A 26,948-nucleotide genomic window follows, 5' to 3' on the forward strand; every position below is an offset into this window, starting at 1 on the left:
GGATCAGGTTGCAAACTCGAAATTTCAGTGAAACCTAGGTCGTGTTGTTCCAGACTTCGGGGTTGATCATATGGATTGGCGCGCCGTCGGCGTATGCATTCACCTGATCGAAGATATCAGCGAATTGCAGGTCGAATTCGTCCTCGGTCACAAACCCAATATGTGGGGTGGCGATCAGGTTCGGATGAGACAGCAACGGATCGTTCGGGTCGGTCAGGGGTTCGGTGTCGAACACGTCAATGGCCGCCTTTCCGGGGCAACCGGCGTTGAGCGCGTTCAGCAACGCGCCTGGCGCGATAAGCCCTGCGCGGGACGTATTCACAAACAGCGCACCCGGCTGCATGCGTCCGAGATCAGACGCTGTTATTATGCCACGCGTTCCCGGTTTCAGCCGCACATGAAGCGAAACGACATCACTTTCGGTGAAGAATGCCTCGCGGCTGGACGCAATTTGCACCCCGTCCGCCAAGGCACGCGCCCGACCTTCGTCTGACGACCACCAAACCACTTTCATCCCAAAGGCTTTAGCATAGTCGGCAACGGCGCGAGCAATGCGACCGTAGCCATAGAGACCCAATAGACGGCCTCGCAGAGTCTTGCCCACCCCAGCTTGCCAACGCCCTGCTTTGACCGAAGCCATCTGCGACGGTAAATCACGCATACCGCTCATAATCAGTGCCCAAGTCAGTTCTGCCGCAGCATAGGAAGGCGTCCCGCCATGCATGTTTGAACAGAGCAACACGTTTTCATCCGAACAAGCGTTCAGGTCGACGTGAGGATATACGCTGCGTTGGCTGATCAGTTTGAGGTTAGGAAGTTGCGCGAGCAATTCGCGTGTGATTTTGGTGCGTTCGCGGAACAGCACAATGGCCTCTGCGTCCTGCAACCGGGACGCCAATTTGCCGAAATCTTCAACATGATCGGTCCAGATCGTCACGTCGTGTTCGGCAAGCTTGGTGAAACAAGCCAAACCGCGCAGGGTGTCGAACCAGTCATCCAGAATGTGAACTTTCATCGGCTTTCTAAACTCCGACCCGGGGTGAGCTTTCTTGGTGTTGGAATGAAATTTGGTGCTTCAAGTGCAGCCAGCGCGTTGCGAACGCGTTGGCTTTGATCAAGCAAGTGATTGAACTGCTCGTCGCACCCTGCAATCGGTGTTGGGTATTCTGCCATGTTCCGCCGTAACGCCGCTTGCGCAAGTTTGAGTTCCTGGCGTGCAATGTCGAGGCATTCCGAGTAGTCATCCATCGCAACATCTCCTATTGTATACCGAAGTATACCAATTGAAGTGCACCCAATCAACTACTGACCCAAACACTTTGAGGCACGTAGATAGAGCCTTCAGCCAGCTTGCGCGCTGTGCGCACCAAACCAGCAGCGTTTAACGAAAACCCGTCTTCATTTGAAAAATCCACGAGGACGTCGATTTTCCCCGAGGCGTGTTCTAAAACGACTTCTGCGGGGCTCTTGACAGCACGCTCAAGCAACCCCTCCGAAACCGAGCCAGGTGTCAAAGCGCATGACGCCATGCACTGCGCCCCCGTCACCGCCATCGTTGGATGTGTCTTCCACGGCATGAAGTATCTGACGGCAATAGTTCCACCGTCTTTGGCTGGTGCCAAAATCCCGAACTTGGGTGTCACCGACTTTGAAACATCCCCCATTCCCATCAATTGCCCGGCTTCTATCCGAATGTCTTCCATCCGGTCGAAAAACTCGCGATTTGCGTCCAGTTCTTCGGCGTTTTCATACCCTGTCAGGCCAAAATCGACCGCGCGGGCAATGGCCATAGGCATGGCGACATCCATGCAAGTCAGTTCGACGCCCTGAACAGTATCGCGCAGGTTGCCTGTAGGCAAAAAGGCCCCGGTAGAGGAGCCGACGACCCCCATAAAACTCAATTGCACCGGCGCGGAATTTCCAGGGACACCCGCAATTTCTGCGTCACCATCATAGGTCAGCTCACCGCCTGGTGTCTGTATCTTGGCGACGACCCTCGCTCCTGTATTTACAGCTCGGATACGGATTTCGGTCAGATCGCCTTTGGGCTTAATCAACCCCATCTCGATTGCGGCGGGGCCGACCCCAGACAGGATGTTGCCGCAGGTCGGTTTGAAATCTACCAGCTTTTCCTCAACCGACACCTGGGCAAAGAAATAGTCGATGTCCGCCCAGTCATCGTCGCTGAGCGACAGCATCGCGACCTTGGTGGTGACTGCCGCGCCACCGCCGATGCCGTCGATATTCAGAGGATGGCCGGCTCCGACAACCGAGATTAGGACTTCAGCCAAAGTGTCCAGATCTTCGGGGAGGTCCGATCTGCGGAAATAAGGGCCCCGCGAGGTGCCGCCTCGCATGAATATGTAGGGGATTGCCGTTTGGGTCATCTCGTGCCTTCCTCGACGAGGTTTGTCAGAACTTTGGTGAACTCACGGGTGCCAAGCGCGCCGCGAAGGTCGCGCGTGCGCGTTTCGGGCAAGGACAGAGCCAAGCCCACAGATGCGCGGATAAGATCGGCCGCTGCGGTTTCGCGCAAATGTCGCAGCAACATTTCAGTAGATAAAATCAGTGAGACAGGGTTGGCCAAATTTTTGCCCGCGATATCCGGTGCAGAACCGTGCTGGGCCTGCGCCACGGCGTGTCGAGATCCGAAGTTGAGAGATCCGGCCAATCCCAGCCCTCCGGCCAGTTCCGAAGCCAGGTCGCTGAGAATGTCACCAAACATGTTCGTCGTGATCAGCACATCAAACCGCGAAGGGTCTCGAACCAGATGAGCCGCCGCAGCATCCACGAGCATTTCGTCGTAAGCCACACTAGGAAACTCGTCGGCGATGGTTCTAGTGCACTCAAGGAACAAGCCGTCCGTCATGCGCATGACGTTGGCCTTGTGAACTACGGTCACCTTTTTGGAAGGGCGCGACCCGGCTAGTTCGAACCCGGCTCGTGCGATATCCATGCTGGCCGCACGCGTGACTTTCCGGAAAGCCAGTGCGATGTCCGGTTCGGGCATAAATTCACCACCACCAGCGTACATGTTGCGGTCAGCGTAGAAGCCTTCGAGGTTTTCACGCATCACGACCAGATCAAACGCCTTGCGGGACGGTGCATCCAATCCCGGCCATGTTCTGGCTGGGCGGTGGTTGGCAAAAAGCGCAAGCTCTTTTCGCAGAATGCCTGACGGATTATGCCCGCCTTGATCGACTGATGGATAGCTGTTGTGCGATACCGGTCCAAGAATAACGCCGTCTGCAGCTTTGGCGGCTTCAATCACTGCGTGTGGGAGCGTCGACCCTTCCGCATCCAACGCGGTAAAGCCGATGTTCTTTTGCTCGATCTTGATCTCTCGGTTCAGAACCGGGCGAGCAGCTTGTAGAACCGCCAGCGTTGCGGCCATGATCTCTGGCCCGATGCCGTCTCCTTCAAGGCACAGTAGGGTCAGTGTGTCGTTCATTTCAGCGGCCACGGCAGATTCACCATGTCTTGAAGCAGACCTGGTGGGAAATCCCGGTTCAACGCCCCGGCCATGAAGCACATGAAGCCGATGCCGCAGGCGGTCAGGATCAGGGTCATGTGCCAGCTGGACCCGGCGCGAATACGGAAGAATGCGATCAGGAAGCCGATCAGGGCGAGGATGAAGCCCACAACCCAAGTGGCCGCGATCAGACTTGCAAACCACGCGAGCGTTGACCAAAGTCCATGCGGCGCGTTCGCGTCCTCGCCAGCAAGCTCCTTGTCTGCAAAGATCGCGTCCCCCTCGGGTCGCCGCATCATCTGGATCAACAGGATCACGCAGCAGAACAAAGACACGCCGCCGATCACCAGCGGGATGATCTTATCGGTCATATTGTAGTCAGGGATCATGTTGGCATTGATCAACGCCACGATCAGATAAGCCATGATCACCAGCAGGAAGACCAGCGGCGCGCGCTTGCTACCTGATTGGACTTCACCCTCGGACATGATCATTTTGGCCTGCCGAATGCCAAGAATGACGGACACCACAGTGACGATGATCAGAACGATTACGATGGGGCTGAAGACATACTCCATGCCTTCAGCAAAGCTCTTTCGGAACCTGAATGAGGCGATCTGGAAAGCTTGGTTGGTGAACTTCTCAACCGGGTTCGACAGCACGAACCCAATCAGAAAGGCCGGGCGCGACCAGTCGAAACGGCGCAGAAAGATGCCGATCAGGCCAATCACGAATAGGGCCAGAAGGTCTTCGAAGTTCTGACCGGATTGGAAGGCCGCGAAGCTGATCAACATAAACAGGAACGGGGCCAGATAGGTGAAACGGATCGTGGTCAGCTTGGCGATCCCGCCCGAGGCTGCGATGCATAGAATGGTGCCGACCACGTTGGCCAGCGCCAGCAGCCAGACGATCGAGTAGGTGATGTCCAGGTTGTCCTTGAGCATGCTCGGACCGACTTCGATATCACCCGACCCCAACAGAGCCACCGCGCCGATGAAGATCGCCATCGAGCCGGAGCCCGGGATGCCGAACAGCAGCGTCGGCACCAGCCCGCCGCCTTCCTTGGCGTTGTTCGAGCTTTCAGGCCCGATGACACCGCGCACTTCACCCTTGCCGAATTTGCTTTTGTCTTTGGTGGATTGCACGGAATGGCCATAAGCAATCCAGTCTACGACCGAGCCACCGAGGCCGGGAATGACGCCAACGACCACCCCGATTATCGAACAGCGAACCGAAAGCCATATGTTTGCGGCCCAGTCTTTGACCCCATCAAACCAACCGGCACCCAGCGAGGCACCTTTGGCGATAGATCGATCCTGCCGCAGCAGTGAGACGATTTCGGGAACGGCAAAGATGCCCAAACCCACGATGACCAGTTTCAGACCGTCCGTTAGATAGGGAATGTCATAGGTCGCCATACGCAAGGAGCCGCCCGCGTCGGCCTCTCCGATGGTGCCGACCATCAGCCCCAATCCGGCTGCAGCAACACCTTTCAATGGGATGCGCCCCGCCAGAATGGCAACCATCGACAGGCCCAGGATGGTGATCATCAGCATCTCGGGCAAACCGAATGCCAGTACGATGGGCCGCGCGACCAGAATGAACATGGTCAGGAAAGTTGCACCGACAAGCCCACCAAACAGCGATGAGGCGAAGGCGGCCGACAACGCGCGGGCTGCTTCGCCATTTTTAGCCATTGGGAAGCCGTCCAGCACGGTGGCCTGCGAGGCAGAGCTGCCGGGGATGCCCATTAGAACCGACGCGAAGGTGTCAGAGGTCGGAACAACGGCGACCATACCGATCATCAGCGCTAGCCCAAGGATCGGGTCCATTCCAAACATGAAAGGCAACAGCAGGGACAATCCGGCAATGCCTCCTAGCCCGGGAAAAACGCCCACGGCCAGCCCCATTACGACGCCGAGGATAAGATACCCCAGTACGATGGGTTGCAGGATCAGACCCCACGCGTCACTGAGCGCAGGAAGAGCGGTGGCGAAAACCTCCATAGCGGCCGCCTTTCATTCAATTTTGGTAGGGTTCAAAAAGCGCGCGCCCTTTGCTTTGGGCACGCGCTGTGAATGGTCGGCTTAGTTCAGCTCGACACCGTAGGCTTCTTTCAGCCAGTTCAGGATATAGGCCTTGGCGTTGTCGTCGACGTTTGTCGCGGTTTGCAGCGCCGACTTGGAGCCGTCACCTACAAACACCGGATACTTACCCACGCGCTTCGAGGAAATGTCAGCAAAGTCGCCGCGCTCGGTCACAGCCTGGAATGCAGCGGTGTATGCGTCGACTACTTCCTGAGGTGTATCACCGGGCAGGAATGCCAGCTTCTGGACCGGGAACCCGGCTACAAAGAACGCTTTCCACGCATCCCATGCCTCACCGCTTGTTTCGCAGCCATCGGTCGCCTCGCAGACCTCTTTGAAGGTCGGAATGTCCGGGAAGGTCGGGTCACGAACGATGTTGCCATCGGCGTCCAGTGCGCCCCATGTCATCATCGGCACAGCCTGACCGGATTCAACCAGCGGGGCGGAACCACCCAGATAGCCGGACGAGGTCTGATAATCGATATTGGCTTCACCACGTTCGAACATCAGACGACCGTCTCCGCGACCCTTGATGCCGAAGACCGGCTCGACATTCATGCCAAGCATTTGCCAGGCCAACAGCGGTACAAGGTCAAGACGCGTCGCACCCTGCGAACCGTAGATGAAGTTGGTGTCTTTCAGCGCGTTGGCGGAGCCATCGAACTTTGCTCCGTCTTCGGCGTTCAGATAGGCAACACCACCTGTTCCCGACGCCATGACCGGAATCCAGTCGTTGTATTCATAGCGAACGCGTGGATCGCTTAGCAGGTATGGGAACTGGGTAGAGCCAGAGGTGCCAAACAGCAGCGTGCCATCGTCATGGCTTTGTTCTTGGAACCAGTTTGCGCCTTTGGTCGAACCAGCGCCCGGCATGAATTTCACGACAACAGTCGGTTGACCCGGTAATGCTTCGGAAAGAAGCGGCGCAAAGAAATTGGCCCATTTGGCAGACCCGCCCGTTTCCGAGAACGGGATCACCCATTCAACAGTCTTGCCCGAGAAATCGACCTCGGCAGCGGCAGGTGCAGCGATACCGGCGGCGGCGATCAGCCCCACGACGGCGCGACGGGTGAAGTTGGAAATGGCCATTGGTTCCTCCCTGTTGACCAGACAACCACGCCAGCGCCCTTGGCGCTACCATGATCGCTAAAGAACTGCGGGGTTGATTCCCCCTCCCATCTGGCAATCATGGAGGGCCAACCTTGCGCGAAACTTGCAGGAGACCCGATGCGGATTGTTATCGTCGAGGACAATGAGACCCTCGCCAACGCCATTGCTTATCGCCTGCGGGACCGGGGCCATGCCGCAGACGTGCTGACGGATGGAGACGCAGCCAACCAATACCTTGAACAGGAAGGCGCGGATCTGATCGTTCTGGATATCAATCTGCCTGGCCGGTCAGGGCTCGAGATTCTGCGGTCTCTGCGTAACAGGGGTGATAGCGCGCCCGTGATCCTGCTGACCGCGCGTACCGAAACCAGTGATCGGGTCTCGGGTCTGGATATGGGCGCCGATGATTATCTGGTCAAACCCTTCGAAATGGACGAGCTTGAGGCCCGCATTCGCGCTTTGTCTCGCCGCAAGCAACTGGACTACGGATCCCGCGAAACCATCGGAGATCTGGAATTCGACCGCGCCTCTCGTCAGGTGAGCGCAAAAGGGCAGGTGCTAGATGTACCACGCCGGGAGATGGCCGTCCTGGAATGCCTGCTGGAACGGCGGGGCAGGATTGTGCCAAAAAGCCAGCTCACCGACTATGTCTATGGTGTGGGGGCCGATGTCGAGGATTCGGCCGTCGAACCTCATGTGTCGCGTTTGCGTAAGCGGCTTCAGAACCTTGGCATCAGGATCAAGACGGCCCGTGGCCTTGGCTATCTGCTTGAGGTGCAGAAGTGATCAAACAGGGTTCGCTCCGACTCCGGCTTTTCACGCTGATTCTGACGCCGTTGGTTCTGCTTGCGATCCTGCTTGGATATTGGCGCTACACGGTTGCCCAGCAAACGGCACAGGAACTTTTTGATGACAGCCTGCTATCTGCAGGTCTGGCAATTTCGCGTGATGTGGCGATTTCAGAAGGTGATGCCCTGTCGCCGACCACCCGCAGCTTGATCCGCGATGCGTCGGGCGGAGAGATATTCTACCACGTAACAGGCCCCGGTGGTATTTACGTGACCGGCTATGCTTATCCTCCGGCTGCCCCGAACCCAACGGAGCAGGACGCGTTCCAACCTCAGTTTTTTGAAGCGCTGTATCGGGACGAGCCGGTGCGCGTGTTAAAAATGACTGAACGGGTCACCTTAGAAAATCTGGTAGGTGATGCAACGGTCACGGTCTGGCAACGCATCGCGGATCGCAATGCCTTTGCCAACGAGTTGTCAATCCGTGCGGCAATCCTGATGGGTATCCTGCTGGTGACCCTCGCTATTGTTGTCTGGTTCGGCGTCGCGCGCGGTCTGCGACCCTTACTGGATTTACAGAACGCCATCGACTTGCGCTCACCCGATGACTTGAGTGAAATCAAACGCCAGGTTCCGGTCGAGGTCCATGGTATTGTAAAAACTCTAAACCGGCTGTTTGAGCAGGTCGAACACAGCATACACGCGCATCAGGTGTTTATTTCCGAAGCTGCGCATCAGCTGCGCAATCCAGCCGCCGCAGTCCAATCGATGGCCGAGGCTTTGCGAGGCGCAAAAACGGACGCAGACAGAGACAAACGTATTGTAGAACTTATAGCGGCGGCTAAAAACTCGGCCACAGTTGCCGAGCAATTGTTGTCGTTGGAACGGCTGAGACAACCAACGCATCAGGATCAGATGGACAAGATTGACTTCCGCTCGGTGGTGGAAGAGGCCTGCGCAGAGATGGGCGTTCACATCCTCGCAAAGGGCATCGAGTTTGAGGTCACGATGCTAGATTCACCAATCACTGTCGCGGGTGACCGGGTATTTCTGTCGGAGGCAATCAAGAACCTGCTTGATAATGCGCTGAAACATGGAGGCGCTGAACTGACCAGAATTTCGGTTGTTTTACAGAGCGCTCGGGACACCGTCCGGCTGACTGTGGCCGACGATGGTGCCGGACTTACACCAGACCAAAGCGACGCCGTATTCAGCCGGTTTTCACAGCTGGAACCCTCGGAGGGAAGCGGGTTAGGTTTGTCGATCGTTTCAGCCGTGGCCCGCCGCCACGGGGGGCAGATCTCAATCGATCCAGCTTTAGCGGGAGCGAGCCTTACGCTTGAGCTTCCAAGGTTTAAATGAGCTCTGTTTGGGCGGTATTGCCTGAAAAAATGCCCTGATTACCTCGGGCTCTATACGAGCACGTCATCGACCAAGTTCTGCCTGGGAGTAGGTAGGCCAGACAATAGTGCCAGTCACGTCAGCCTCAGGTCGTGGGTGGCCACGGATTGGAAGACGGTGAAAGGTTTCTTGGAGAACAAGGGTAAGATGCCACACAAGAACGCACCAAAGGCGGCGGCGGGCAGTGTCCGAAACGGCCATTGTCTCGCAGATACTTCGTCCCAATTGAGCGAGCAGGACACCGAAGCCCCCTTACCCCTAACACGTCGACAGAGTATTTCTGGATAAACCTAAAGCTGAGACCCGATTGGTAAAATACTCAGAAACCCGGCAACTATGTGGTCCCAGGCTGATCCCGTCGGCTCGGATTGATATTCAAGAACTTCGCCATCATCGCTTCGTGTCGTCCATTTAAGCTGACCGGCTTGCTCAAGGGTTACACTGTAAGTGTATGCGGGTAGCGCGTCGTCCAACGCACCCATGGTTTGTGTGGTCAATGCGGGCGAGTCTATCAGAATTCCCATCTCGGTGTTGATTTTGACTGACCTCGGATCCCAATTGAACGATCCCACGAACAAGTAGCGGTCATCAACAGCGAATGCCTTGGAGTGCAAGCCGGATCTGGACTGAGCCCAGTTTATGCCACGGCGCTGGACTTGATAGGCGTCGGGTCGCAACTCGTAGAGTTCCACTCCTCCGCGCAAAAGCGCTCGGCGTTTTTTGGCATAATGCGCGTAAACGGGTGCAACGTCGTTGGAGGCCAGCGAATTGGTTACCACCTTTACCTCGACACCACGACGTTCAAGTTCGGTCAGCCATTTCACACCGTTGTTCCGCGGTACGAAATAGGCAGAAACGATATTCACCTCACTGCTGGCATTTTCAAAATACGGAAGCAATTGCGAGGCAAGAACGGGGTCCGAACCTTCAAGTCCGGCCGCTTTTGAAGGTGGATCGGCATAAAGCTTCGCGGGCAGCCAATCCAGTGAAAAGGCCCCATCTGCGAAGTTCTCTTGTGCTGACTTTCTAAGGGCAGCGCCGTACTTTGTTTGCTTTGCTTCCTCGACCAGTTCATTCAACCTGCTTCGCGCATCGCTCAGGACAAAATCTTCGGGCTCTCCCACAACCACGCGGGCGGGGACTGCGAATTCGCTGTTCCAATATGCGTCGAAGCTCTGTGAAACTTCACCTACAACAGGGCCAACGGCCAGCACGTCCAGATCGGCGTAGTTCATTTCTTTCCGCGCCAGAAAATACTCAGCGCCGATATTCCTTCCACCCACAATCGTAAACACGTTGTCAGCTGTCATGGATTTGTTGTGCATTCTGCGATTGATACGCTTGAAGTCCGTCAGTCCAGCGACCAGCAGGCTTTGGTCCCGCCAGAACGGATTGAACAGCCTGATCTCAATGTTTTTGTGTTGGTCCAATGCGGCGGTCATCGCGTCGTAGCTGGACGTATCCATGTCATCCAACAACAGTCGGACACGAACCCCCCGATCCGCGGCCTGTAACAGACTGGCTGCAAAAAGATGTCCTGTCGGGTCGTCATGCAGAAGGTAGTACTGAGCGTCTAACGTTCTTTCGGCGGCGGCGGCCATCAACAGCCGTGAGGCAAGCGCTTCTTCACCATCACTGATCAGCTTGACACCTGACCGGCCGTCTTTGGGATCCCCCAGGCGATTGGCCAACTGACTCAGAGCCGTGCCCGAATAGGTGGGCAATGCAGCCGATACCGTCTTTTCGTAAGTGCGGGTTTTAGGAGCGCATGCGACAAGTACCAGCGCGCTCCAAACACAAATCACAAACTTCCAACGCGCCATAGGCTTCCTCCGGCCTCCTTTGGCCTAGGTGACTATGCCAGCGCACGCGATTGCAAGAGTGTTCTTTGAAGCCTGAGGTTGTTTGGGTCGTCAGCGTTGGTTTCGCACAACCCTCAACTGCCAACTTATCGGTTCGCGACTTAACGCAACACCGTCTCAAACGTTCCCGGGCAGAAACCAAATGCGTCGAAGCACTGGGGAATGCGTGCCTGATGCTAGCGGCGTCGCTTAACCAAAACACCGGACGCGGGCGTTACCCTGGCCTGGGCTATATCCAGAACGTTTCCTGAATCTTGGCCTGTCGGTCACCGGTTGGGGTTCTGACCGTCAGAACAGAACCAGCATCCCAGTGTCCGGCGTCGACCATGCCAATAGCGACATTGGTTTCAAAATCCGGTGACCAGGCAGCGGACGTGACCTGACCAACCCGTTTTCCATCCTTGAGCAGTGGCCAAGCTGAGCGGGCAGGTGGCACGGGGTCACCGGGGATAGAGATCGCGCGGATCTGTCGGGCCAGACCAGTTGCGGCCTCGCGCGCAAGTGCGTGCTTGCCAATGTGGTCACTTTCCTCGCCCGGTTTGCAGAATTTGCCCAAACCACACTCCAGCGGAGAGTTTTCCATGGTCATATCGTTGCCATAGCTCAACAGCCCGCCTTCGATCCGCTCGATCAGGTTTGGACATCCCGGACGAACGTTCAGATCCATTCCGGCTTCGAACAACGCATTCCACAGCGGCATCCCGTAGGCACCGTTTTCGACATAGATCTCAAACCCGCCCTGTTTCGAGTAACCAGAGCGTGCGACCAAAAAGGATGTGTCCTGAAACACCATCCGTTTGCAACGGAAAAAGCGAATGTCGCGCACTTCGTCTCCAAACACGCGGGCCATTAGATCATCCGACTTTGGCCCTTGAATGGCCAGCGGCGAAACGTCAGGCTCAAAAACCCGCACATCCATGCCCGCGCCGACTGCAAGGCCCTTGACCCACAGCAACAGGTCGCTGTCGGCGATTGAGATCCACCAGCGATCCGCGCTGTGTTTGATCGCCACCGGATCGTTCAGCATGCCGCCGTTCTCGTCGACAATTGGAACGTAGTAACACTGATCTTCCTGCATTTTTTCCAGGTTGCGGGGGGTCAACCGCCGCATCAGACGACCCGCATCAGGCCCATTCAGTTCGATCTGCCGCTCACAAGACACATCCCAGACCTGCACATGAGATTTGAGGTGCCGATAATCGGCCTCGACGCTCTCGAACATTGTGGGCAGCAGCATCCGGTTATAGACGGTGTAGGCAGTAACGCCTTTATCCTCGACCCCTTCGGAAAAAGGTGTTTGGCGCAGGCGGCGGGATTGGGACAGCAGACGCATATCAAAGGTCCATTGCTTTGGCGCGGTCCCGAAGTTGGAACTTCTGGATTTTGCCTGTGGAGGTTTTGGGAAGGGATTCGAAGATAACGGCTTTGGGCGCTTTGAACCCCGCCAGATGGTCACGGCAGAAGGCGATGATCTCGTCAGACGTTGTTTCGGAACCTTCGCGCAGTTCGACAAAAGCGCAGGGGACTTCTCCCCACTTCTCGTGGGGCATCGCCACGACCGCTGCGGCCTGAACTGCTTCATGACGGTACAATACGGCTTCGACTTCGACGGACGAGATATTCTCGCCGCCCGAAATGATCACGTCCTTCAGGCGGTCGCGTATTTGAATATAGCCGTTTTGGTGAATGACCGCGCCGTCGCCGGACCAGAACCAACCGTCTTCGAAAGCTGTCGCGGTGGCCGCTGGGTCCTTGTAATACCCTGCCATCACCGTGTTACCGCGAATGGCGATCTCGCCTTGTGTCGAACCGTCACGCGCCACCGGTTCCCCGGTTTCGCGGTCGATCACTGTGACCTGTTCGACCATTGGAAAGGCAATACCTTGCTGGGCCTGCAATTCCGCTTGTTCAGCTGGGCTGAGATCATCCCAGTCGTCCTGCCAAAGACATTGAGAGATGTGGCCGTAGGTCTCTGTCAGCCCATAAACCTGCATAACGTCAAACCCCATTGCACGGGTCTTTTCCAGCACTGAAGGCGGTGGTGGTGCACCTGCGGTCAACACACGGATTGCAGGATCAAATGGGGTCGCGCCACTTTCAGCTTCGGCCAGCATCTGCAGCACGATAGGCGCGGCACCGAAATGCGTTACGCCATGGGTGCGGATTGCGTCCAGAATGCGGTCGGCGGCCGGAACGCGCGTGAACACAACCTTTGCCCCAAGCATGGCCATCAACCAAGGGTGCCCCCAGCCATTGCAGTGGAACATCGGCACCACCGACAGATAGATGGGATAGGGGGGCATCTGCCATGCCGTCCCGGTGCCAAGAGCCATCAGATAGGCGCCGCGATGGTGATAAACGACGCCTTTTGGGCGCCCGGATGTGCCGGACGTGTAGTTCAACGCAATGGCATCCCACTCATCTTCCGGCAATTCGATCGGCAGGGGCGCGGCTTTGGTCAGCGCTTCATAGGTCTGACCACCAAGGCTCTCTCCAGTAACTGCAGGATCAGCGATTTCGACCACCGGCAGAGTTCGACCGAGCAGATCAAAGGCTTTGGAAAGAAGCGGCACAAGCTCCCGGTCCACGATCACCAGCTTGGTGTCCGCGTGATCCAGGATGTAGGCGATGGTTTCCGGTTCCAGACGCGTGTTCAGCGTATTGAGCACTGCGCCGGTCAACGGCAGGGCAAAGTGCAGCTCAAGGAGCTCTGGGATGTTCGGGCTGAGCACGGAAACAGTGTCGCCCTTCCGCACGCCAAGTTCGACCAGCCCACTGGCAACTGCGCGAATGCGGTTTGCAGTTTCGGCCCATGTTCTTTGGATATCGCCATAAACCACTGCTGTTCGCGCACCGTGCAAGCTTTCGGCGCGGTGCAGAAAGGACAATGGTGACAAGGGGACGTGATTTGCCCGCGTCTTCTGAAGAGCTTCGAAATGATGGCGCATCCCGATTCCGCCTGACTTAGCTGTTTGGCCGCACACGGGCGGCAGTTTTGTTTGCAAAGGCTTCAAGGCGCGCCCGAGCGGCGGGTTGGGTGTTGACCACTCCGCCTACCACAGCCTCGGCATAGGCTGCGTCCATGCCTGACATGTTGTTCAAGTGGCTGATCGCCGAGCAGATTGCAAAATTGGTCAGGGGCAGGTTCTGCGCGATTTGTTCTGCCAGCTCCATCGCCTTGGCCATGCTGCCGCCGTTTTCGGTGATGTATTGCGCCAGCCCCAGATCGACGGCCTCTTGCCCCTGGTAAACGCGACCCGTCAGGATCATGTCGATCATGCGATACTTGCCGATCATGTCGGACACTCGGATTGTCGCACCACCACCGGTGAAAATCCCACGTTGGCCTTCAGGCAAGGCGAAATAGGTGCCGGGGTCTATGACCCGAATGTGCGCCGCACTGGCAAGTTCCAGCCCTCCGCCCACGACCGCACCTTTCAGTGCAGCGATGATCGGCACACCGCCGTACTCCATCTTGTTAAATGCCTCATGCCAGCGCAGGCAGACATGCATAAAGTCATCCGGGCTGCGGTCGGCCTTCCAATGCTCGACCAGATCAAGACCCGCGCAGAAGTGGTCACCTTCACCAGCAAGCACCACAGCTTTGACACCGGCCATACGGGCACCACTGAAAAAGCGGATCAGTTCTTCGATAGTGGCCACATCCAGCGCGTTGCGCTTTGAAGGACGGTTCAACGTTACGACGTACAAGCCGTTCTCGCGCTCTGAAATCGCCAGGTTTTCATAGGTTTCGGGGTTCACGACGTCATTCATGGGTCGGGTCCTTTGGAGGAGTTATTCGGGGAAATGCGCGTCAAGCAGGCTGCGCGCGCCCAGCAGGATACGGCTGTGTTCTGTGGTGCATTCGGGCAGAATGTGTTGTGCAAAGAAAAGCGCAGTCGCGATTTTCTGGGCCATGAATTGAGCGTCCTGCCCGGCGTCCAATGATGATTGCGCAGCCAAAGCGCCCTTTGCCAGTTTCCAACCTGCCGCCAGGCTTCCTGCCAGCATGAGAAAGGGGACAGAGCCGGCAAATACTGCGTCGATGTCCTTGCGGCTGTTTTCCAACAACCAGTTCAGCGCCGATTCAAACGCTTCGCGTGCTTGTGCAAGGCTTATACCGATAGCTTGCGCAGTTGCGTCACCGCTCGCCAATAGTGCTTCGGTCTCAGCAATTCGGACAGCAAAGAGACGGGCGGTTTCGCCACCGTCGCGCATCACCTTGCGCCCTAAAAGGTCGTTGGCTTGAATGGCGGTGGTGCCTTCGTAAATCGGTAGAATACGGGCATCGCGATAATGCTGCGCGGCACCGGTTTCCTCGATAAAACCCATACCACCGTGGATCTGAACACCTAACGAGGCAACCTCGACTGCGCGTTCCGAACAAAAGCCTTTGACCAGCGGAACCATGAATTCGGCCAGAGCAGCCATCTCTGGATTGTCCTGATGGTGTGCGATGTCCAGCAACCCCGCAGTCGCCGCCGCCATTGCGCGTCCACCTTCGGTGAGGCTGCGCATCCGCATCAGCATGCGGCGCACGTCCGGGTGTTCGATGATGGCGACAGCATCTTTGGTCTGACCGTTGACAGGGCGGCTTTGCACGCGCTCACGCGCATAAGTCAACGCACGTTGATAGGCCCGCTCTGACGTCGCAATGCCCTGCACACCAACGGAAAAACGTGCAGCATTCATCATGATGAACATGTATTCTAGCCCGCGATTTTCTTCGCCGATCAAGAATCCAGTGGCCTGTTTGTACTCCAAAACAGCCGTCGGGCTGGCGCGAACGCCCAGCTTGTGCTCGATGCTCACGCAGTTGACTGTGTTTTCGGTCCCTACCGTTCCATCTGCGTCGACCAGTTTCTGCGGCACGATAAACAGGCTCAGCCCTTTTGGCCCGGCAGGTGCATCAGGCGTGCGGGCCAACACCAAATGGATGATGTTCTCGGTCAGGTTATGGGCACCATAGGTGATGAAAATCTTGGTGCCCGACACGTCATAGCTGCCATCCTCACGCTGCGCCGCCTTTGTTGCCACCCGGCCAAGATCGCTTCCCGCTTGCGGTTCCGTCAGGTTCATCGTGCCAGACCAACGGCCTGCAATCAGCGGCTCAAGATAAGTGGCTTTCTGTTCGTCCGAACCAGTCAGCAGCAATGCCTCAATGGCCCCGTCGGTCAGCAAAGGGCAGAGGCCAAAGCTCATATCGGCGGCATTCAGCATCTCGACCGCGGCCGCGCCGACGGTCTTCGGCAACCCCATGCCACCATATTCCACCGGGTGGGTCAGGGCTTGCCATCCCATTTCGACAAACTGAGCGTAAGCCTGGGCATCGCCTTCAGGCATGGTCACGCGCCCGTTGTCAAACTGGGCACCCAGCGTGTCGCCGATATGCGACAAGGGTGCGATCTGCTCGCTGCAGAACCGGGCATAGCCTTCCAGTACAGCGCCAATATCGTCCAGGTCATAGTCTGAATACACTGCGAAGGAAGACACCTGTTCCCAATGGGACAAATGCTCGACGCAAAACATCAAATCCTGAACGGGCGGCTGATAGGACATTCCAGGCTCTCTGTCGGAAACTATGGGTTTACGTCATTTACCTGTCGACTGATTTGCCGATAAGCTCATATTTTGCCAAAATACTATCCGATCACGCCACTCTGAGGTTCCTGTGACCCGTCATGACCCTATCTCGCTGACGACCGTCTCAGCAGAATTCATTCAGGATTGGCTGCACGCACTTAGGTCCCGTTGCACCCCGGAAGAGATGACTTCGCTGCTAGAGCGCGCTGGTCTTCACGCTGGTCCGATGGCACCAAATCAACGTGTTACCCTCAATGAAATTGCGCAGCTTTACCAGCTTGCTGCGCCTGAAACCGGGGACGAAATGATGGGGCTTTGGAGCCGCCCGATCCGGCCCCGCGCCCTGCAGCATCTTGTGACGGTTCAGCGCGGAGCAAGCAGCCTGACCTCGGCCCTTTATCGTTTCTCGACGTTCTGGAATCTGCTTTTGGATGACTTTTATTTTGACCTGCGCAGCAGGCCAAATGAGGTGGAGCTGGCTTTGATGCCTTACTTGGGCGAAACCCAGCCGCAGCGCTTTGGCCACATGTTGATTCTGAAACTGGCGCACGGTTTGTTGTCCTGGCTCAGCGGGTCGGAAACGCCAGTTCAATTGGTTTGCTTTGCCTTTCCCCGCCCGGAATTTGCTGCGGATTATTCGGTTGTCTTCCCGTGCCCTGTCGAATTCGACGCCCCGCAAACCAGCATTCGTTTTGACCCTCGCCAATTCACCCGCCCGATCACCCGCAGCCCTGAGGAGGCGTCGGTGTTTCTTGAGCGCGCGCCGCTGGATTGGATATTCACGGGCTCTCGGGTGCATACAAACAGCCTTCGCGTCCGGGCTTTTCTTTACGGAGCGACATGGCAGTCTTGCCAGCTTACGGATGCAGCCCGAGCCTTGAAAATGACGCCTCGGACATTGAACAGACGCTTGAAAGACGAAGGAACATCTTTTCAGGACATCAAGGATGCCCTGCGCCGTGACATCGCGATCCGTGCACTACAACAAAGCACGGACAGTATCGATCAAATCGCCTTTGACACGGGCTTTTCGGCCCCTGCGAATTTCCACAGAGCGTTCCGAAAGTGGACAAACCGGACACCGGGATCATACCGGATGTGAGCTCGATTTCTGTGGGAAAACGCTTTTTTCTGGGTCGTCAGAGAAAGGCAGAAAACCCGTCATGGGCGGCTGCCGTCGCCGTATCTGCGAATGGTGATCCCTAATAACGACGATGCACTCTTTTTCGAGTAATCACGTTCCTCTCTTTCTGGCGCTCGCGCAAAAAGACAAACAATCCAGATCCCAAGATCAGCACGATACCAGTCGCGACAGGTAGATTTGGAAGTTCGCCCCAAATGGCCCATCCCCAAAACACTGCCAAAGGAAGACCGACATATTCGAACGGTGCCACCGTGGCGGCGTCGGCCATACGGTAAGCCTGACCCAGACAATACCCAATGATTGCCGAATTGAACCCTAGCCCGACAAACAACCATCGATCAGTGCCTTCCGGCCACACCCAAGCCCTTAGCAAGAAGATCAAGCTTTCATTTTCGAATGCGTCGGCAAAGCGCCCGTCCCCTGCCACAGACCAGAACAGTAAACTGACAACGATAAAACATGCCTGAATATAGACAGCCATCGCTGATGCTTTGGATTTGGCACCAAGCAAACGGGTGAGCACGTTGTTGAGGGCATAAGTAAAGGCTGCCACCACAGGAAGGGCATACGTCAAAAGACTGACGTCGCGCGCGCCACCAGCTTCCCATGGGCGGGTCATAATTGCCACGCCGAGGAAACCCACAATCACCGCGCCGATGCGCATGGGGCCAACTTTTTCCCCAAGCAAGGGAATGCTGAGCAAAGTGATCATAAGCGGCGCAACGAAGAATACTGCGGTTGCTTCGGCCAGAGGCATGACAGCCAATGCCGTAAAGAATGTCAGATTGGCAACAACGATGAGAACGCCGCGCAAAAGATGAAGCCCGGGTTGATCGGTTTTCAAGATGCGCCAACCGCCTTCCATCTGCACCAAAGCCAGGCTGAACCCGATCCCGATCAGTGATCTGGTGAAAACCATTTGATGCAGGGGGTAACCGCCAGACAGGAACTTGATCAGCATATCGTTGATAGAAATCGCCAAAATTCCTATCAGAATGAATGCAATACCTGCTGTTGGGTTTTGCAGCTTTACGTTGGCTGTCATGAGGTGCCCTTTCATGGGGCCACTAGCACGGGCCAGAAAACGGGTCACGTCACTTTGCGACGTTCTTTGGTCGCCGCGTGCTGAAGTGAAACTCGATTTGCATTGAGCGTAACGGCGACTTTGTTTTGAGGATTACCTAACCCGGCAGAATGGCCATGTCATTGAAACGCCGAGTCCCGCGAGGGTCCCTCGCGCGGGTCAGTTCTGAAGTGGCACCTTCAGGGTGACGCGTAACGTATGGAGTCTGATTTTAGGTACCTGACTTCTACGTAACGGAAGTGTGGCAAACGCAGCCACGTTGCTTCTAACGTCACAGGGCACAATGACAATAGGGGCGGTGCAGTCGGATGTTCGGGAAAATAGCGAAAACAATTGGCGGTTTAGTGATCGTGGGTGGCGTGGGGCTGGTAAGTTACCTGCTGATTGCGCCACCCGATCTGCTGAAGGTCGGTACAAATTACTCGGCCAAAATTGTCTGTTCGAACGTTTTCATTGCCGGACGTGATCCCGATGAGGTGCTGGCCGTAGACGTTCAAGCGCCGGGACATCCGCTGCTCAAACAAGTGTCGATCGAGGTCGATCAAGAGTCGCAAACAGTACACGCCCGGCTTTTTCGGTTTTTTGCCCCCGCAACCTCACAGTACCGCGACGGGCTTGGCTGCACCAACGTTCATGATGTTGCTCTAAGCACGCAAACGCTTGAAGCGCCCGGTCCTTTGCCTGCGGGCCTTTGGCCAAAAGGCAACGATGTAGCCCTTTCGCAGGATGCAAAGGTTCAGGCCGTCATGTCTGATGAAAGCTTGCTTGGTGAAGGATACCGCGCGGTCGTGGTGGTTCGGAACGGGCGCATTGTTGCTGAACGCTATGCGGACGGGTTTGACGCGCAAACCCCTTTGTTGGGGTGGTCCATGACCAAATCCGTCACGGCCGGGTTGATTGGTACATTGGTTGAAGCAGGTGAGATGAGCCTAACGGACAATCTGGTCGGTAGCTTTCCGGACTGGGCCGAGGACTCTCGCCGTGACATTTCCTTGGCTGATATGCTGTCCATGACCAGCGGATTGAACTGGGATGAAGAATATGGCGATGTCTCTGATGTGACCCGAATGCTGTATCTCAGCAATGATATGGCTGGCTTTGCAGCGGATCGAGCGCCCGAAGCCGAAACCGGCACGGATTTCAATTATTCTTCTGGAACAACCACTGTTTTGTCCCGTGTTTGGCAGGACCAGTTGTCGGATGGCGGGCTAACCTATCCGCAAACTGCTCTGTTTGAGCCGCTGGGCATGACCTCGGCGATCCTTGAGACGGATGCCAACGATACGTTTATCGGGTCCAGCTATATGTATGCCACGGCCCGCGATTGGGCCCGGTTTGGCCAGCTTTTGTTGCAAAAGGGTGTTTGGGACAATACCCGGGTCCTGCCGGAAGGCTTTGTGGACTGGATGGTCGAACCGGTGGCTGCCTCAGACGGGCGCTATGCCAAGGGGCACCTTTGGCTGGAATCTCCAGGAGATTTTCCGCCCTTTGAAGACGCATACTGGCTACAGGGGCATGACGGCCAGTTCATCGGTGTGTTCCCGTCTCGTGACATGATCGTTCTGCGGATGGGATTGACCCCGTCTCGGTTGGGTTACTCTTCCTTGCCGTTGGCGCAAGCGTTGATTACAGCCTTCGGGGACGATCCGTCCTAACTGGCCTCTTCATCCCGCTCCTGCAAGGGTAGCGACCTTGGCAGGCTGCAACCGGCTCAGGACACCGGGTCGCAGGTCTGGGACTTGCATGTGGCGCAGTTTTAGTATACCGCCGCATACAAATTGAAAGTGCCGGCCTTTTGACTGCCGGTACACCCAGCTAAATGGTCGGACCCGTCATGAGCCTCTATACTGATTACCTGAATGAAATCGAAACCCGCAAAGAGCAGGGCCTGAGCCCAAAACCCATCGATGATGGGGCTTTGGCGAAGGAAATCATTGATCAAATTCGTGATCCCCAGAACGAACATCGCGCAGACTCGCTGAACTATTTCATCTACAACACGCTGCCCGGCACAACCAGCGCGGCCGGCGAAAAGGCCAGCTTTCTGAAAGAGATCATTCTGGGCGAAGCTGACGTCGAAGAAATCTCGCAGGACTTTGCGTTCGAACTGTTGTCGCATATGAAAGGTGGCCCCTCGGTCGAGGTTCTTCTGGACCTTGCGCTGGGCGATGACGCTGCAGTTGCTGGCAAAGCGGCAGAAGTGCTGAAAACACAAGTCTTCCTGTACGACGCCGATACCGACCGACTGAAGGCCGCGCTCGAGGGCGGCAACACCGTCGCGCGGGATATCTTGGAAAGCTATGCCAAGGCCGAGTTTTTCACCAAGCTGCCCGACATCGACGAGGAAATCGAAATCGTCACATATGTTGCTGCCGAAGGTGACATTTCCACAGACCTTCTGTCGCCGGGCAATCAGGCACACTCGCGCGCCGACCGCGAACTGCACGGCAAGTGCCTGATCTCGGAAAAGGCGCAGCAGGAAATTCAGGATCTGAAGCTTCAGCACCCCGGCAAACGTGTCATGCTGATCGCTGAAAAAGGAACCATGGGTGTTGGTTCCTCGCGTATGTCCGGCGTAAACAATGTGGCGCTCTGGACCGGTAAGCAGGCCAGCCCTTATGTGCCCTTTGTCAACTTTGCCCCAATCGTCGCAGGTACGAATGGCATCTCTCCGATCTTCCTGACCACCGTCGGCGTGACTGGCGGCATCGGTCTGGACCTGAAGAACTGGGTCAAGAAGGTGGACGAAGACGGCAATGCGATCCTGAACAACGACGGCAACCCGATCTTGGAAGAGAAGTACTCGGTTGCCACAGGCACGGTTCTGAAGATCAACACCAAAGACCACAAACTGCTGAGCGAAGATGGCGATGAGCTGGTCGACGTATCCTCGTCCTTCACCCCGCAAAAAGTGGAATTCATGAAGGCCGGTGGCTCTTACGCCATTGTCTTTGGAAAGAAGTTGCAAACATTTGCGGCCGAGACGCTGGGTGTCGAAGCACCTTTGGTCTTTGCCCCGTCCAAGGAAATCAGCCACGAAGGCCAGGGCCTGACCGCAGTCGAGAAGATCTTTAACAAGAACGCATTGGGCACCACGCCGGGCAAAACCCTGCACGCGGGTTCGGACGTTCGCGTGAAGGTCAACATTGTCGGCTCGCAAGACACCACCGGTCTGATGACCATGCAGGAACTTGAGGCGATGGCCGCGACCGTTGTGGCGCCCAGCGTTGATGGGGCTTATCAGTCCGGCTGCCACACTGCATCGGTCTGGGATGCCAAGGCGCAGGCCAACACGCCACGCCTGATGAAGTTCATGAATGACTTCGGACTTGTCACCGGACGTGACCCCAAAGGCGTCTATCATTCGATGACCGACGTGATCCACAAGGTGCTGAACGACATCACCGTGGATGACTGGTCGGTCATCATCGGCGGTGACAGCCACACCCGCATGTCCAAAGGCGTCGCCTTTGGCGCGGACTCGGGCACTGTGGCGCTGGCACTGGCGACCGGTGAAGCCTCGATGCCGATCCCGGAGTCGGTCAAGGTGACCTTCAAAGGCAAAATGGCCGATCACATGGACTTCCGCGATGTGGTGCATGCAACCCAGGCGCAAATGCTGGACCAGCACGGCGACAACGTGTTCCAGGGTCGTGTGATCGAAGTGCATATTGGCACGTTGCTGGCGGATCAGGCCTTCACCTTCACCGACTGGACAGCCGAGATGAAGGCCAAGGCATCGGTCTGTATCTCGAATGATGAGACCCTGATCGGTTCGCTGGAATTGGCCAAGTCGCGCATCCAGATCATGATCGACAAGGGCATGGAGCATGAAAACGGCATGCTGCAAAAGCTGATCAACATCGCGGACGCGCGCATCGCCGAGATCAAATCGGGTGAAAAACCCGCGCTGCAGCCGGATGACAACGCGAAATACTTCGCTGAAGTCGTCGTCGATCTGGATCAGATTGTTGAACCGATGATCGCCGACCCGGATGTTCACAATGCCGATGTTTCCAAGCGCTATACCCACGACACGATCCGCCCGATCTCGTACTACAATGCCGAAAAGCATGTCGATCTGGGCTTTGTTGGTTCGTGCATGGTGCATAAGGGGGACATCAAGATCGTTGCCCAGATGTTGAAGAACCTTGAGAAGGAAGCCGGTAAGGTCGAATTCAAGGCACCGCTGGTCGTCGCGGCCCCAACCTACAACATCATCGACGAGCTGAAGGAAGAGGGTGACTGGGAAGTGCTTGAGAAATACTCGGGCTTTGAATTCGACGACCTTTTCCCGAAACAGAATGCCCGCACCGAGTACGAAAACATCCTCTACTTGGAACGTCCGGGTTGTAACCTTTGCATGGGTAACCAGGAAAAAGCCGCCAAGGGGGATACGGTTCTGGCCACCTCGACCCGTCTGTTCCAGGGCCGTGTCGTGGCGGATGCGCCAGACAAGAAGGGTGAAAGCCTGCTGGCCTCGACCCCGGTTGTTGTGCTGTCGGCTATCTTGGGCCGCACCCCAAATATCGACGAGTACAAGACCGCTGTTGAAGGCATCGACTTGACCAAATTCGCGCCTTCGACTGAAAAGCCAGCGGGCACGAAGTCAGCGCACTTCTAAACGCCGCCGTCGACGCTGAGAATACTTCGCCCGGGCACCCTGCAGGTGACCGGGCGTTTTCATTCGTTGAATTCAAGCCGCGGTTGCGTTTGCCGAAAAGGCGATCCGCATTCAAAGAATAGGCAACGGTCCACGGGTCTTGGTTTGGCGAAGTACAAAATTGCTGCGCGTGTCGCGGACCAACCCGGACTTCAAGAGTCGTTGCATGATGAAGACCTCCAGATCTTCGGGCGTTTTCGCATAGACTTTCAGTATGAAATCGTGATCCCCGGTGATCGATGCACATTCAACAATCTGCGGTTCGGTTTCGACCAAACGCAGGAAATCTGCAATGCTCTTTTCCTGATGATCCTTAAGCGCAACATGAACATACGCGATGGCGTTTAGCCCAACGGCCTTGGCGGGCACTTGTGCGCGATAGCCTGTAACAACTCCGGACGCTTCAAGATCGCGAACACGCCGCCAGCATTGCGAGGCTGATAACCCGGTTCGGTCCGCCAGCTCCTGCATAGACAGACGTCCACTGATCTGAAGCTCGCGCAGGATATCGATGTCAGCAGGATGAAGCATATGTTTCGAAGGCTTAGGTTTCCCGACCTATTTCAACCAAACTAGCGAGAAATAGTCAGTAATCAAAACAAATCTCCCACGTGTGACGCGGTATCCTGTTCCTCATCAGGAGGAAACGGATGCCAAAATCGACCAAATACGTCGCCAAAGTCGCCGACGCGCGTGGCCATATCGCCTATACGGATGAAGAAAACGCCGTTTGGGCCGATCTATACGCAGCGCAGGAGGATAATGTTCAGCGCTATATGGCACGCGAATATCTGGACGGGCTGGCGCGTCTTGAGTTGCCAAAGACCAAGGTGCCGTCTTGTGCCGATATCTCGGATCGGCTGCTGGACCTGACGGGGTGGCAGGTGCAGCCGGTTCCGGCCCTGATCGGGTTCAAAACATTTTTTGGTATGCTTGCAGATCGAGTCTTTCCCGCAGCATCGTTCATTCGGGCGCGCGAGGATTTCGACTATATCGAAGAGCCGGATATTTTTCATGAGATCTTTGGCCACACCCCGTTGCTGAGTGACCCACGTTTTGCCGCGTTCAGCCACGCCATCGGCAAGGCGGGCCAGCAGGCGACGGATGCAGATTATGCCTGGCTGATCAGGCTATACTGGTTTTCCATCGAATTTGGGCTGCGCCGACAGGGCGGTCAGATCAAGGCTTTGGGATCGGGGCTGGCGTCGTCGCCGACCGAACTGGTTTATGCCGTAACCAGCGACATCCCGGATCGCGACGCGTTTGACATACTGACAATTCTGCGCACGCCTTATCGGATCGACATGCACCAGATGGGGTATTTTGTGCTGGATGACCCTGAAGATCTGTTCGAAGCAGCCGATCGCGATCTGTTGTCCGATGTCCGGCACGCGCGTCGTTTGGGGTTGTTGCCAAACAAGTTTCCGGAAAAGGTTACGGCAGCAGAATAGCCGCGTCGTCCATCTTCAGGCGGACAGGTCTTTGTACATGTACGTGGTCGGTTCCAGCCTGGGTTCGAAAGGGTTACGGCAATAATTCGGTATTTCCCCTGCAACTTGAAACCCGAGGCTTTGGTACAGCATCCGTGAGGGATCGCTGCTGCGCGTATCCAGCACCAGCATCGTGCGGTGCAAGCTGCGGGCGTGTTCAAAAAGCGCCGCCATCAAAGCGCGGGCATGCCCGCGACGTCGCGCGTTTGGGTGAACCAGCAGCTTTGCGACATCCGCACGGTGGGGTTGGTTGGGCATGGCCGCCGCGACAAGTTGCACGGTGCCTAAAACGCGCGCGCCGTCATAGGCCGCGAAGATCTCTAAAGCGCCCGCGTTTAATCCCGGCCGCACGTTCTGCTGCCAATAGTTTCGCGCGTCCTCCTGCGCAAAGGGCAGGATAAACCCAATACTGGCCCCGTCATGGACACAGGCGTGCAAAATCTCTGCCAGATCATCTATGGCGGCATCGAATTCTGAACAAGTCAGACGTGTGATCATACCAGCACCAGTAGATAGCGTGCGCCTCGTTCGGCGCCTGTTTCAAACTGGGTCGGACCAGATAGATGATAACGCAGACAATCCCCCGCGCTCAGATCGTGTGGCGTTCCGTCAACCGTCAACGTCAGCGCGCCATCGATCAGGATCAGGTGATGTTCTTGCCCTGATTTGGGTGGCGTCTCATACGTGATCACGGTGTTGCGTGGCAGGTGGCCTTCCACGACCTCAGCGTTCAGACCGTTCGCAGGAGGAGACACGGCGCGGCGGGTGTATCCCGTTTCGGGATCGCTCCATTCCGTCTGATGTTCTAACGGAACCTTGGGGTCAAAACTGTCTTCGACCATCATCAACAGGCGTGACATCGGTAAGTCGTATGCGGCACATAAACGACCAAGGTTTTCTGCCGTAGGGCTGACGTCGCCCTTCTCCATCCGAGACAAGGTGGCGCGACTGATGCCACTGTGCTCAGACAATTGGTCCAGAGACCATCCACGCCCGCGGCGGAGTTCATTCAATCGGCTGGCAAGGCGGTTCGAGAGCGTGTCGAGCATGGATCATATAATAGAAAAAATTCCAGATATGAGAAAGATAGTCCAAAACAAATAAACTGTAAACGGAAAAAGGGTGCGGAAACCTCGCACCCTTTGTGGTTTGCGTCGAATTGGAAGGTTACTTCCAGCCAACCTCGTTAAAGATCTTTTGCGCTTCGGGAATGTTCTTGGCAACTTCGGACAGGTTCACTTCGTCAGCCTTGAACTCGCCCAAGGTAGCGACAGACTCGGCCAGCGCGACACTAGGTACAGCCGGGTATTCGTCATTACCTGCCGAGAAATATTGCTGCGCCTGATCGCCTGCCAGATACTCAAGGAAGAGGATCGCGTTTTCTTTGTTCGGCGCGTTTGCCGCAACGCCGCCGCCTGACAGATTCATGTGGGCTCCATAACCTTCCTGGTTCGGGAAGACCCAGCCGATCATGTCACGGTCAGCAGACAGGCCTTTGACATCTTTGCGGATTGCGCGCGCAAAGTAATAGGTGTTCGAGACTGCAATGTCGCATTCACCCGATACGATGCCGCGCAGCTGGTCGGTGTCGCCGCCCTGTGGATCACGCGCCATGTTGGCGACAATACCTTCTGCCCAGGTTTTCGCGGCGTCGGCGCCTTCGTGGGTGATGATCGAGGCCAACAAGGTCTGGTTGTACGTGTTGGTCGACGAGCGGATGCAGATCAAGCCCTTATACTCTGGCTTGGCCAAATCGGCATAAGTGGCCGGTGGGTTGGTGACGTTTTCTTTGTTGTAAAAGATAATCCGACCGCGCTGCGAAAAGCCGAACCATTGGTTGTCGCTGTCTTGCAGGTTCGCGGGGATACGTTCTTCCAGCGTTGCGCTTTCGATGGCCTGCAAGATTCCTGCGTCCTTGGCGCGTGCCAGGCGCGAAGTATCAACGGTCAGCATCACGTCTGCGGGCGAGTTTGCGCCTTCGGCTTCCATCCGCGCGATCAATTCGTCGGCTTTGCCTTCGATGCGATTGATCTTGATGCCGGTTGCGTCTTCGAAATCGGTATACAGACGTTCATCGGTGTCATAGTGGCGCGACGAATAAAGGTTCAGTTCCCCTTCAGCGACGGCGGAGGTGGCAATCAATGCCGACAGTGCGGCGACGATGCAGGTGGAGGAGTTCAGCATGTTGCGTCCCATTGTTGAATTCAGAGAGCGGACATTAATCCGACTGATTTGATCAATTATACGATTCCCGGCGGGATGCA

General features: G+C 56.3%; 22 protein-coding genes. 6 read left to right on the top strand and 16 right to left on the bottom strand.

Annotated elements, in window-relative coordinates; genetic code table 11:
* Positions 1-34 precede the first annotated feature (34 nt).
* The 6 genes from ACXADZ_RS01180 to ACXADZ_RS01205 all read right to left on the bottom strand — a co-directional run bounded on the left by ACXADZ_RS01180 (position 35) and on the right by ACXADZ_RS01205 (position 6,648).
* The gene (locus ACXADZ_RS01180) at positions 35-1,015 is read right to left on the bottom strand and encodes a D-2-hydroxyacid dehydrogenase family protein (RefSeq protein ID WP_475192142.1); all 981 of its coding nucleotides are present in this window, start codon (positions 1,013-1,015) and stop codon (positions 35-37) included.
* Complete coding sequence (locus tag ACXADZ_RS01185; protein WP_171096718.1) at positions 1,012-1,248, bottom strand: hypothetical protein; 237 nt, start codon at positions 1,246-1,248, stop codon at positions 1,012-1,014. Before ACXADZ_RS01185 ends, ACXADZ_RS01180 begins: the two co-directional genes overlap by 4 nt.
* Before the next feature lie 50 nt (positions 1,249-1,298).
* A complete protein-coding gene (locus ACXADZ_RS01190) occupies positions 1,299-2,387 on the bottom strand; it encodes a 4-oxalomesaconate tautomerase (RefSeq protein WP_171105993.1) in 1,089 nt (362 codons plus the stop codon).
* The gene (locus ACXADZ_RS01195) at positions 2,384-3,451 is read right to left on the bottom strand and encodes an isocitrate/isopropylmalate dehydrogenase family protein (RefSeq protein ID WP_475192146.1); all 1,068 of its coding nucleotides are present in this window, start codon (positions 3,449-3,451) and stop codon (positions 2,384-2,386) included. Before ACXADZ_RS01195 ends, ACXADZ_RS01190 begins: the two co-directional genes overlap by 4 nt.
* Positions 3,448-5,478, bottom strand: a complete 2,031-nt coding sequence (locus ACXADZ_RS01200; RefSeq protein WP_475192148.1) for a tripartite tricarboxylate transporter permease — start codon at positions 5,476-5,478, stop codon at positions 3,448-3,450. The genes ACXADZ_RS01195 and ACXADZ_RS01200 overlap by 4 nt, the downstream gene beginning before the upstream one ends.
* 81 nt (positions 5,479-5,559) lie before the next feature.
* Complete coding sequence (locus ACXADZ_RS01205) at positions 5,560-6,648, bottom strand: tricarboxylate transporter (protein WP_475192149.1); 1,089 nt, start codon at positions 6,646-6,648, stop codon at positions 5,560-5,562.
* 138 nt (positions 6,649-6,786) lie between these two features.
* Here ACXADZ_RS01205 and ACXADZ_RS01210 point away from each other — a divergent pair, with 138 nt between their 5' ends.
* The gene (locus tag ACXADZ_RS01210; protein ID WP_475192151.1) at positions 6,787-7,455 is read left to right on the top strand and encodes a response regulator transcription factor; all 669 of its coding nucleotides are present in this window, start codon (positions 6,787-6,789) and stop codon (positions 7,453-7,455) included.
* Positions 7,452-8,819: a sensor histidine kinase gene (locus ACXADZ_RS01215; RefSeq protein WP_475192153.1), complete on the top strand. Its 1,368-nt coding sequence runs from the start codon at positions 7,452-7,454 to the stop codon at positions 8,817-8,819. The genes ACXADZ_RS01210 and ACXADZ_RS01215 overlap by 4 nt, the downstream gene beginning before the upstream one ends.
* Before the next feature lie 329 nt (positions 8,820-9,148).
* Here the strand turns inward: ACXADZ_RS01215 and ACXADZ_RS01220 are convergent, their stop codons facing one another.
* The 5 genes from ACXADZ_RS01220 to ACXADZ_RS01240 form a co-directional block, all read right to left on the bottom strand.
* On the bottom strand, positions 9,149-10,681 hold the full coding sequence (locus tag ACXADZ_RS01220; RefSeq protein ID WP_475192155.1) for a phospholipase D family protein: 1,533 nt from the start codon (positions 10,679-10,681) through the stop codon (positions 9,149-9,151).
* Between the two features lie 268 nt (positions 10,682-10,949).
* Entirely contained in the window at positions 10,950-12,053 is a 1,104-nt protein-coding gene (locus tag ACXADZ_RS01225) for a dimethylsulfoniopropionate demethylase (protein ID WP_475192156.1), read from the bottom strand.
* A 1-nt stretch (position 12,054) separates the two neighbouring features.
* Positions 12,055-13,668 (bottom strand): AMP-binding protein, encoded by a 1,614-nt coding sequence (locus ACXADZ_RS01230; protein ID WP_475192157.1) that lies wholly within the window; start codon positions 13,666-13,668, stop codon positions 12,055-12,057.
* 16 nt (positions 13,669-13,684) lie between these two features.
* Positions 13,685-14,494: a methylthioacryloyl-CoA hydratase gene (dmdD, locus tag ACXADZ_RS01235; protein WP_171672080.1), complete on the bottom strand. Its 810-nt coding sequence runs from the start codon at positions 14,492-14,494 to the stop codon at positions 13,685-13,687.
* Positions 14,495-14,515: 21 nt separating this feature from the next.
* Positions 14,516-16,279 (bottom strand): acyl-CoA dehydrogenase, encoded by a 1,764-nt coding sequence (locus tag ACXADZ_RS01240; protein WP_475192160.1) that lies wholly within the window; start codon positions 16,277-16,279, stop codon positions 14,516-14,518.
* 112 nt (positions 16,280-16,391) lie between these two features.
* Here ACXADZ_RS01240 and ACXADZ_RS01245 point away from each other — a divergent pair, with 112 nt between their 5' ends.
* Positions 16,392-17,405 (top strand): AraC family transcriptional regulator, encoded by a 1,014-nt coding sequence (locus ACXADZ_RS01245; RefSeq protein ID WP_475192161.1) that lies wholly within the window; start codon positions 16,392-16,394, stop codon positions 17,403-17,405.
* Positions 17,406-17,505: 100 nt separating this feature from the next.
* Here ACXADZ_RS01245 and ACXADZ_RS01250 read toward each other — a convergent pair whose 3' ends face one another.
* Entirely contained in the window at positions 17,506-18,492 is a 987-nt protein-coding gene (locus tag ACXADZ_RS01250; protein ID WP_475192162.1) for a DMT family transporter, read from the bottom strand.
* Positions 18,493-18,839: 347 nt separating this feature from the next.
* On the opposite strand from ACXADZ_RS01250, the gene ACXADZ_RS01255 reads away from it, so the two are divergent.
* On the top strand, positions 18,840-20,186 hold the full coding sequence (locus tag ACXADZ_RS01255) for a serine hydrolase domain-containing protein (protein WP_475192163.1): 1,347 nt from the start codon (positions 18,840-18,842) through the stop codon (positions 20,184-20,186).
* Between the two features lie 179 nt (positions 20,187-20,365).
* Positions 20,366-23,155 carry a bifunctional aconitate hydratase 2/2-methylisocitrate dehydratase gene (locus ACXADZ_RS01260; protein ID WP_475192165.1) on the top strand — a complete coding sequence of 930 codons (2,790 nt, stop codon included), beginning with the start codon at positions 20,366-20,368 and terminating at the stop codon, positions 23,153-23,155.
* A gap of 111 nt (positions 23,156-23,266) precedes the next feature.
* Here ACXADZ_RS01260 and ACXADZ_RS01265 read toward each other — a convergent pair whose 3' ends face one another.
* Positions 23,267-23,725, bottom strand: a complete 459-nt coding sequence (locus tag ACXADZ_RS01265) for an Lrp/AsnC family transcriptional regulator (protein ID WP_171096703.1) — start codon at positions 23,723-23,725, stop codon at positions 23,267-23,269.
* Positions 23,726-23,844: 119 nt separating this feature from the next.
* Here ACXADZ_RS01265 and phhA point away from each other — a divergent pair, with 119 nt between their 5' ends.
* Positions 23,845-24,645, top strand: coding sequence for a phenylalanine 4-monooxygenase (gene phhA, locus ACXADZ_RS01270; protein ID WP_475192167.1), 801 nt, complete (start codon positions 23,845-23,847; stop codon positions 24,643-24,645).
* Between the two features lie 15 nt (positions 24,646-24,660).
* On the opposite strand, the gene ACXADZ_RS01275 is transcribed toward phhA, so the two are convergent.
* The 3 genes from ACXADZ_RS01275 to ACXADZ_RS01285 all read right to left on the bottom strand — a co-directional run bounded on the left by ACXADZ_RS01275 (position 24,661) and on the right by ACXADZ_RS01285 (position 26,868).
* Entirely contained in the window at positions 24,661-25,182 is a 522-nt protein-coding gene (locus tag ACXADZ_RS01275) for an N-acetyltransferase family protein (RefSeq protein WP_475192169.1), read from the bottom strand.
* Positions 25,179-25,733 (bottom strand): helix-turn-helix domain-containing protein, encoded by a 555-nt coding sequence (locus ACXADZ_RS01280; RefSeq protein WP_475192171.1) that lies wholly within the window; start codon positions 25,731-25,733, stop codon positions 25,179-25,181. The genes ACXADZ_RS01275 and ACXADZ_RS01280 overlap by 4 nt, the downstream gene beginning before the upstream one ends.
* Positions 25,734-25,851: 118 nt before the next feature.
* Complete coding sequence (locus tag ACXADZ_RS01285; RefSeq protein ID WP_171672104.1) at positions 25,852-26,868, bottom strand: Fe(3+) ABC transporter substrate-binding protein; 1,017 nt, start codon at positions 26,866-26,868, stop codon at positions 25,852-25,854.
* Between the last annotated feature and the right edge of the window lie 80 nt (positions 26,869-26,948).

The organism is Ruegeria sp. ABM4_193, assembly GCF_056158705.1.